Origin of the sequence: Paenibacillus sp. SSG-1 (assembly GCF_002224835.1) — a bacterium.
GTDB classification, from domain to species: domain Bacteria; phylum Bacillota; class Bacilli; order Paenibacillales; family Paenibacillaceae; genus Paenibacillus_AQ; species Paenibacillus_AQ favisporus.
This window is the reverse complement of record NZ_MBRK01000001.1, coordinates 5,130,566-5,139,050: the sequence shown is the minus strand read 5'-3', so window position 1 is coordinate 5,139,050 and position 8,485 is coordinate 5,130,566. Positions and strand designations below refer to the sequence as shown.

Genomic DNA, 8,485 nt, shown 5'->3' with positions numbered 1-8,485 from the left:
CTGCTGCCCGGGGAGCCGCTCTCGAACCTGGACGCCAAGCTGCGGACGGAGATGCGTGCCGAGCTGAAGCGGCTGCACCGCGAGCTGGGCACGACGATCGTCTACGTGACCCATGACCAGCATGAGGCGATCACGCTGTCGACGAAGGTCGCGGTGTTTTTCGGCGGCGAGCTGGTGCAGGCCGATACGCCGCGCGAGCTGTACCGCCATCCGCGGACGCTGCAGGTGGCGGAGTTCATGGGCAGCTCGGACCATCCGCTGAACCGGGTGGAAGGAATGTGCCGCACGAGCGGAGGCGAATGCACCGTCAGCACGGCGCTCGGAAGCTTCCGGCTTGCGGGAATGAACGGTGGAGCGGCGGAAGCGGGAGCGGTCGTCCTGACGGTGAGGCCGGAAGACGTTGTGCTGCACGAGACCCGCACCGCAGGTTCCATCCCGGTGAAGGTGGAGGACGTGCTGCCCGCCGGCGGCGAGACGCTGGTGAGGGTCGCCTACGGCCAGGAGAAGCTGGGCGCGCGTGTCATCGGCGACCCGGATTACGCGCCGGGACGCATGCTGTACGCGTCCTTCCGCGAAGAACGCATCAACTTGTACGACCGGGAGACGGGCAGACGCCTGGAGACCGGCGTGACGACCATTACACCCATATTGGAGGAAATACACCGATGAATATTGACTTTCACTTTCATGTTAAATTGTCCAAGAAGACCGATTTCTCCATGGACCACTTGAACGAGATGCTGGATGAAGCCCGCGATCAGGGGCTGCAGGCGATCACGCTGACCGAGCATTTCAATACGCGCCGCTTCGACGAGGTCTACGGGACGCTCGACCGGATGCTGCCGGGGAACAACCACTACTACGACCGCGACGGGTTTAAAATCTTTACAGGCATGGAAGTGGACGTAGCCGAGGGCGGACATATTCTCGTCTCCGGACCCAAGGACGCCCTGCTCGAAATCCGCGCCCTGCTTGAGCCGCACACCGCAGCCGGTTCATTTATCGGGCTGGCCGGGCTGTTCGAGCTGTGCGAGCCGCGGGGCATGATGGTGATCGGTGGCCACCCGTTCCGGGAGTCCAACCATTTGTACCATGTGGACCGCGAGCTGCTGCGCCGGTTCGACGCGTTCGACCTGAACGGCAAGGACCTGCATGAGATCGGCATTCAGGAAAATATCGCCCTGGTGCTGCCGCTCGGCGCGGAGCTAGGTGTGCCGGTCGTAGCGGGCAGCGACGCCCACCAGATGTTCCAGGTCGGCTGCGTCTACAATGTCCTGCCGGGCGATTATGAGACCGTCGCCGAGCTGAAGGCGGCTATCCGGGCGGGGGCCTGCAAACGGGTCATCTCTCCGAGCTTGCACTTGCAGGTGCGCGCGGCGGGCGCAGTGAAGAAGCTATTGAAGAAGAAGGTCGAAGTGGAAGCCGTGTAACGTTAACGGTTCATTCCCTGTATCGTTAAGGCCGTTGATCATTCATCCCGCTATAGAGAGGTGGCAAGAACTATGAACCTTGCGCTGGAAGGCCATAAGCTGTCCCGCGGACACCAGCGGATCGCGGATTATATCAGCAAGCACATGGAAGACATCCCGTTTATGGTGGAGGAAGACATCGCCGCCGCCTGCCAGGTCAGCACGTCGACGGTGTCGCGGTTCTGGTCCGAGGTGGGATGCCGAAACCTGAAGGAATTCAAGCAGAAGGTGAAGGACGAAATGCTGCTGTCCCCCTCGCAGAAGCTGCAATCGGCCTTTTCGAAAATGAACGAAAACGACGCGGCTGCGAGCCTGCTCGTCGGCGCGGATTATTTGCAGCAGACAGCCGACCGGCTCAGCCAGGAGTCGTTCGACCGGGCGGCGTCGCTGCTGCGCGACGCGGGGACCGTGTACATCTATGGGCCCGGCTCCGCGGAGAGCCTGGCCGCGCTGACCGATTTCCGGCTGACGCGGTTCGGCATGCGGGTCAAGCGGCTCGACCGGGGCGGGCACGAGCTGTTTAACCTGCTGGTGCATGTGCAGCCCCAGGACGTGATCGTCATCTTCGGCTTCGTGTCCGAGTCGCCGGAGCTGTCAGTGCTGCTGGACCACGCCAAGGTGAAGGGCTACCGCACGCTGCTTGTCACCGATCTGGCGGTCAGCGGCATGCTGGAGAAGGCCGATGTGACCCTGTACACCGCACGCGGTCAGCTGTGGGAGTTCCACTCCATGGTGGCGCCGGTGGCCTTGCTCGAGACGCTGATCGTGGCGGTCGGCAAGCAGATGGAGGAGCAGGCGGTTGCGGGAAGTGAGGAGCTGCACGAGCTGCGGCGCAGATATCAGAAAGTGCTGCCAAAGCGGGTCTAGAGCCGCTTGGCAGCTTTTTTGTGCGGTAAAAAGTTAAGATGTTAAGGATATGATCCGTGGTGTAAAGAGCCGACAGTACGGGTCCGGTCGTCTTAATATTAACTGGTTTACTGAAAAACCGTTAACTTAGTTCTTTTCATATAAGCTAATGCACGGAATGAAAGGAGTTCAATATGATATAATAGGAATATTAAGCGTTCGGAGCGGAGGGCAACATGAAAAAGATAGAGAACAAAAATTTATTCCTGGATAAAATCAAGCCGGTGTTGAGAAAAAGCAAGTTCAGCACCATCAATATGGACGACATGGCCCGCCATATGGATATCAGCAAAGTGACGCTGTACAAATATTTTTCATCCAAAGACGAAATCATTGAAATGTTTGTGGATCATTGCATCGCCTTTCTGCAAAATGCCGACGTCCAATTGCAGGATGAGGAGCTCTCGTGGGGCAAGAGGTTCCACATGTTATACATCCAATCCTTGCAATGCGTGCTGTACATGCCCGATATTTTGCTGGAGGACCTCAAGTCGGTATACCCGGTTCTATATGACAGGCTGAGCACAGCGGAACTGGAGCGACACCGGAATCTGCGCCGGTTTTATGAGGCAGGCGTAGAGAAGAATGTTTTTCATCCGGTTAACTCCACTTTGTCTGTTGTACAAGACGATCTCATGCTCCGCCAGATGGTAGAGCCTTCGTTCGCTGTGAGGCATGACTTCTCGTTGAAGCAGGCGCTGTTTGAATTTTATAAGATGAAAAAATACCAGCTGTTCGTCCCGGACATGCTCGATTCCGTGGATGATGCCGAGATGGAAGAGCTGCTGCTGCAGACGATTCAAAAAATATCATATTAAAATGATGAACTTAGCACATTTTCCCTTAGAGAGGTTATTATGTTGATTTTTAATGATATAATAATGTCAGAATAATGTCATTTGAGGAAAGGGAAGTGCACAATGAACATTAAACCCTCAACCACGATCCGGCAGGATTATAATGGCTTCTCAAAGTATTGTCATGAACTTGACGAGCCGGTTATTTTAACGCGAAATGGCGAGGCTGATCTTGTGGTGATGAGTCATGAGACTTATCGCAGGATGGAGGCGCGGATTAAACTACAATCGAAGCTATTGATTGCTGAGAAACAGGTAGCAGAAGGGGAAGCATTACTTGATCACGACCAGGTTATGACAAGAGTACGGAGAAAAATCGATGCCGCCAAGGAATAAGATCCAATATACTCCGGCTGCGGGTGATGATATGGAAGAAATTTTTTCATTCATCTCACAGGAAAATGCATCAGCTGCGGAAGATTTGTTACAAAAATTAGATGATCAAATTTCAAATCTTGCGGAGTTCCCCTATATGGGATCCGTCTTGTCGGAAGATGAATTCCCATTATTGAAACGAGGTTACCGATTCATCGTCGTGCAGCCTTATTTAGTTTTTTATCGTGTGATTGAAAATAGGGTGATTATCCATCGCATTTTACATGGCCGAAGGGACTATCTTCGTGAGTTATTTGGCCCTTAATGAAACAAGTAATCCTTTAGTTCATATTCTCTTTCAAAGGAAGTCAATGGCGAGAAATGCGTCGCCATTTGGCTTCCTTTATGTTTTTCTTTGGCTGCATAGAGCCGGAAAGGCATTCGAAGATGTCAGGGTTGTCTGCATGTATTGCCCCTTGTCCGAATACGCTAATAAAAGAGAGATCAGGACAAACAGTGGGTGGGATGTGACCAATGGGATTAAACAAGCAAAGCTTTATCCGTGGAACGTTCGTTTTGACCCTGTCGTCTTTTTTTACCAAAGGGCTTGGGTTTGTGAACGGCATTGTGCTGGCGCGTTTTCTGGGAGCGGAAGGGGTAGGGCTCTTGATGATTGCCCATCCGCTGCTTCCGCTGTTTATTACGATGACCGAGCTCGGGCTGCCTGTTGCGATTTCGAAGCTGGTGTCCGAGGCGGAAGTCAAAGGGGACGAGGCGAGGATTAAACGGATTCTCGCCGTCTCGCTGTCGGTAACGGGGACGCTCAGCGTCGTGCTGACCCTGGCCGCGTTGTTCGGCTCCAAGTGGATCGCTTCGATCGTGCTGGCCGACCAGCGGGCGTATTATGCGATGGTGGCGATTACGCCAATCATCCCGATTATCGCCATGTCTGCCGTGCTGAAGGGGTATTTCCGCGGCCGGCAGAACATGAACCCGCTCGCCTTATCCGACATTCTGGAGAATGTGGCGCAGATCATCGTCATCATCGGCGTCGTCAACATGCTGCTGCCTTATGGCATCGCCTACGCGGCGGCCGGAGCCATGGGGGCCTCGGTGATCGGGGAAGGCGTCGGCCTGCTGTATTTGTTCTCCGTGTTCAAGTGGGCGAACCGGGGAAAATCGAAGGAGCAGCGGCGGTTTGTTCCGAGTGTGCGGCTCAAGGGGGACCGCACGCTGCGGGACCTGCTGCGCATCGGCCTGCCGATGACCGGCAGCGGCTTCATCCATTCGATCTATCATGCGTTTCTGCCGCTCGTCATTACGAAGAGCCTCGTTCTTGCCGGTGTTGGCGTGGAGATGGCCACGAAGCAGTTCGGCATGCTCGCAGGGTACGCGATCCCGCTGCTGTTCCTCCCCGGCTTTTTTACCCAGTCGCTGTCGACGGCGCTGATCCCGGCGATCAGCGAAGCCAGCGCGGAGGGCGACACCCGGCTCATGCACAGCCGCATGGACATGGCGATGCGCACGGGGCTGCTGGTCGGCGTGCCCTGCACCGTCATTCTGTATATGTGGGCGGTGCCGCTGACGACGGTCGTGTACCATTCGCCGGAAGCGGGCGTGCTGCTGCAGCTGCTGGCGCCGCTGTTTTTCCTCCACTATTTTGAGGCGCCGCTGAAGGCGATTTTGCTTGGACTGGGCAAAGCATCCACCGTTATGTGGAACCATATCATGACCAATATTTTTGAGATCAGCCTGATCTTCGTACTCGGCTCGAACCTGGGGATCCGCGGCGTGGCGCTCGGGTTCGGGCTCGGCATCCTGATGCTGACCGTGCTCAACTTCTACGCGGTAGCGGGCTCAATTGGTTTTTATTTTGACTTCCGCATGGTGATCAAAGCGGGCATCGGGGGGATCGTCATGACGGTGACGGGGCTGGCCGCGCATCGTTTCCTGGAGCAGCATGTTCAGCTGGGGGCGACGGCTGCGCTGCTTGGGGCCATTCTTGTATCGCTGCTCGTGTATGCCATCACCCTGCAGGCGACCCGGGCTTTGCGCAGCCGGCCGAAGGCACCGACGATTCCGGTGTCCTGAGGAGGCAGGTTTCCGCCTTCTGCAAAAGAGTGGGTCGTATACTCTCATATGCATCTTTCCATAGGATCAAATGATGCGATTTTCTGCTCATTTGACCGGTTGGAGGGTGCATTTTTTTTATATGATATATTGGAATAAGTGGGAAAAAATGCCCCCCCTGTGAATTGGAGTTGATTACAATGAGGTTTCAAAATTGGCTTCATGTCATTGCTATTCTAGCGATCTTTACTGCTTCTGGATGTGTTCAAGAACCGAAACGTGTGGATGTCAGCCGGGATGCCAAAATAGGCAGCAAAGCGCTTCTTTATCAAAAAGACTTTCGTCAGGATAAACCGAGTCTGGAGAATTTCCAAGAGGGCGTTTTCTTTGAATTATCGGAGCACGTGGAGGACTTTTTTACACAGGATATAGCCGAGAAGGTCCAAAATAATATGGAAGCCATTGTTGATCACGATGCAGCCAAATTCAAACAAAATATGCTTAGTGAGAATGACATCAAGGCGAATATGGATTGGTTCGATTATATGGATGGAGATGGAGTGAAGTTTGAGTTCTCCGAAGTTAATGAAATTTCTTATGAGGAAGACTCGAAACGTATTCAAGTGGTCGTTACTTTTTATCGAAATATATATCATAAACAGATAGAGCAAGGCGTCATGACCTATTCTTTATTGAAGGACAAAGCGAGCGGGGCTTGGCTCATAGCGCTGATGGATTGAAATTTCGGCTTAGCGGGATCATTGACGGGGCGAAGCGGACTTCATAGAATGAAAGGGAGAAAGAAGCGTCAAGGGAAAGAGGATGCTAACTTTGGGAAACCGTGTTAAGAGTTTTGTAGTCAGTATGGAGCGCTTTAAACCTCACACCTTTCAGGCAAGTCAAGGTGAGGGCCTCTTTATGTCGCATTCCCATGAATATGATGAGTTAACGCTTATTTTGGAAGGGGATGGATACTACAGCTCTTCCGAGCAAAATATCAAGGTGGCTGCCGGAGACCTGATCCTGATCCCTTCCGGACTTCATCATGGCTTCGTGTGTACAAAACCTTGGAAGGGTGTTTCCGTTCATTTTTTCCATGATCAGCTTCCGGTCAACTGCCAATATCTCTTTCATGAAGCGGAGAGTGAGTCGCAGCGCATCCGGAGCAGCCATCTTGACGCTGACGATACCCGCTGGGTGGAAATCAGTTTGTTGCAGTTGGAGAAAGAATGGAATTCCGAAAGGAAAACGATCGACTCCTACAACATGATGAGGATCGCTTTTGAGACAGCACTGCTGGTATTCCAGCGTAACATCGAATCGGCGGTGCCTGGAGCAGATATCCGTCACGGGGTCATAGAAGAAGTGTTAAAAGAAATTCACAGCAGCTATCATACCCGCATTACCGTTAACGAGCTGGCAGCGCGTCATTTTCTGTCCGAAAGCAACCTTCGGAAGAAATTTACGGAATCGGTCGGCGTCTCGCCCAAGCAATATATCATCAGCCTTCGTTTGATGGAGGCTAAACGGTTGTTACAGCAAACGAGCAAGGCGATCGATTTGATTGCCTCTGAGGTTGGGTTTACTTCATCCAGCCGGTTTTATGAGTTCTTTATCCAATCGACTGGAGTCACTCCGCTGGAATGGCGCAAACAGAATCCATGAATGGAATGATGATGAGGACCGTTCGGCAGGACGGTTCTCTTTTTCGTCGGTCGAAAACGATTCGGTTATTCCTTTTTATGCGCAAAGAGTAAATCGCTTTCAACATTGTTTACGATAGGATCGCACGGGATAATTAGAGGGATGACTGCTTTGTTCAGGGAAAAGGAGTGAGAAGATGTCCACCAAAACGAAGACGTTTTGCAATCCCATCGTAGCCAACGCCGCCGATCCCTGGGTGCTTAAGCACACGGATGGCAGCTACTACTTTATGGCAACAAGATCAGGCTGCCTGGAGCTTACCCAATCTTCCAGCTTGACGGGATTGGTCTGGGGGCGCAAGAAGACCATCTGGACGCCCGAACCGGGAGGTCCCTACAGCTGTAATTTGTGGGCGCCGGAAATACATTATTTGGATCACAAATGGTACATCTACTATACAGCGAACGATGGGGGAGGCGATGAGTCCCGCCGGATATGCGTACTGGAGAACGAAAATGCTGATCCGCTGGAAGGCGAGTGGAGCTGGAGAGGGGCGCTGGAGACGCCTGTCCCGGGATTGGACGGCACCGTGATGTCCTTGCGGAACGAGCTCTATTTTCTGTATGCCGGCTACGGAAACTTCCCCGATTATGGATCTGCGATATACATTGCCCAAATGGCCAATCCCTGGACATTGACAGGGGAACATCATTTGCTCACTGCCCCGACACTCCCGTGGGAAAAGCAAGGCGGAATGGCCATTAATGAAGGACCCGTCACGCTGCATCGCAACGGCCGGATTTTTCTGGTGTATTCGGCAAGCACCACGTGGTCTGAGGATTATGCCTTAGGTATGCTCACGATGAATGAAGAAGCCGATCCGCTGGATCCGTCTTCATGGCAAAAATCGATGCAGCCTGTATTTCGCAAAAGTGTAGAAAACGGGGTATATGCAACAGGCCATAACAGTTTTACGAAGTCTCCGGATGATCAGGAGGACTGGATCGTCTATCATGCCCTTCCTTCGCCCGGCTCCGATACGAGCCTCCGCTCGACGCGCATACAGAAGTTCGGCTGGAATCCGGACGGTACGCCCGATTTCGGCGTTCCCTGGAGCGATACGCATTATCTACCTGTGCCTTCTGGAGAGGAATAAGCGAAGGAAGGCTAAGTATATGAAAAAAGTATCACAAAAGGCTCAGACTAAGCGGCATGTTCTTGCAA

General features: G+C 53.1%; 10 protein-coding genes. All 10 read left to right on the top strand.

Annotated elements, in window-relative coordinates:
* On the top strand, positions 1 to 669 hold a 669-nt coding region (locus BCV73_RS35925; protein ID WP_256992966.1), incomplete at its 5' end, for a TOBE domain-containing protein.
* Positions 666 to 1,430 carry a PHP-associated domain-containing protein gene (locus BCV73_RS23610; protein WP_089548747.1) on the top strand — a complete coding sequence of 255 codons (765 nt, stop codon included), beginning with the start codon at positions 666 to 668 and terminating at the stop codon, positions 1,428 to 1,430. The genes BCV73_RS35925 and BCV73_RS23610, both read left to right, overlap by 4 nt.
* A 72-nt stretch (positions 1,431 to 1,502) precedes the next feature.
* Positions 1,503 to 2,336 carry a MurR/RpiR family transcriptional regulator gene (locus BCV73_RS23605; protein ID WP_089548746.1) on the top strand — a complete coding sequence of 278 codons (834 nt, stop codon included), beginning with the start codon at positions 1,503 to 1,505 and terminating at the stop codon, positions 2,334 to 2,336.
* A gap of 215 nt (positions 2,337 to 2,551) precedes the next feature.
* Positions 2,552 to 3,193: a TetR/AcrR family transcriptional regulator gene (locus BCV73_RS23600; protein ID WP_089548745.1), complete on the top strand. Its 642-nt coding sequence runs from the start codon at positions 2,552 to 2,554 to the stop codon at positions 3,191 to 3,193.
* 102 nt (positions 3,194 to 3,295) lie between these two features.
* Complete coding sequence (locus BCV73_RS23595) at positions 3,296 to 3,568, top strand: type II toxin-antitoxin system Phd/YefM family antitoxin (RefSeq protein WP_089548744.1); 273 nt, start codon at positions 3,296 to 3,298, stop codon at positions 3,566 to 3,568.
* Positions 3,552 to 3,872 carry a type II toxin-antitoxin system RelE/ParE family toxin gene (locus tag BCV73_RS23590; RefSeq protein ID WP_089548743.1) on the top strand — a complete coding sequence of 107 codons (321 nt, stop codon included), beginning with the start codon at positions 3,552 to 3,554 and terminating at the stop codon, positions 3,870 to 3,872. The genes BCV73_RS23595 and BCV73_RS23590 overlap by 17 nt, the downstream gene beginning before the upstream one ends.
* 209 nt (positions 3,873 to 4,081) lie before the next feature.
* On the top strand, positions 4,082 to 5,638 hold the full coding sequence (gene spoVB, locus BCV73_RS23585; protein ID WP_089548742.1) for a stage V sporulation protein B: 1,557 nt from the start codon (positions 4,082 to 4,084) through the stop codon (positions 5,636 to 5,638).
* Positions 5,639 to 5,817: 179 nt separating this feature from the next.
* Entirely contained in the window at positions 5,818 to 6,357 is a 540-nt protein-coding gene (locus BCV73_RS23580; protein ID WP_089548741.1) for a hypothetical protein, read from the top strand.
* Positions 6,358 to 6,439: 82 nt separating this feature from the next.
* Complete coding sequence (locus BCV73_RS23575) at positions 6,440 to 7,282, top strand: helix-turn-helix transcriptional regulator (protein ID WP_256992965.1); 843 nt, start codon at positions 6,440 to 6,442, stop codon at positions 7,280 to 7,282.
* Positions 7,283 to 7,457: 175 nt separating this feature from the next.
* Complete coding sequence (locus BCV73_RS23570; RefSeq protein ID WP_089548739.1) at positions 7,458 to 8,417, top strand: glycoside hydrolase family 43 protein; 960 nt, start codon at positions 7,458 to 7,460, stop codon at positions 8,415 to 8,417.
* The last annotated feature ends 68 nt before the right edge of the window (positions 8,418 to 8,485 follow it).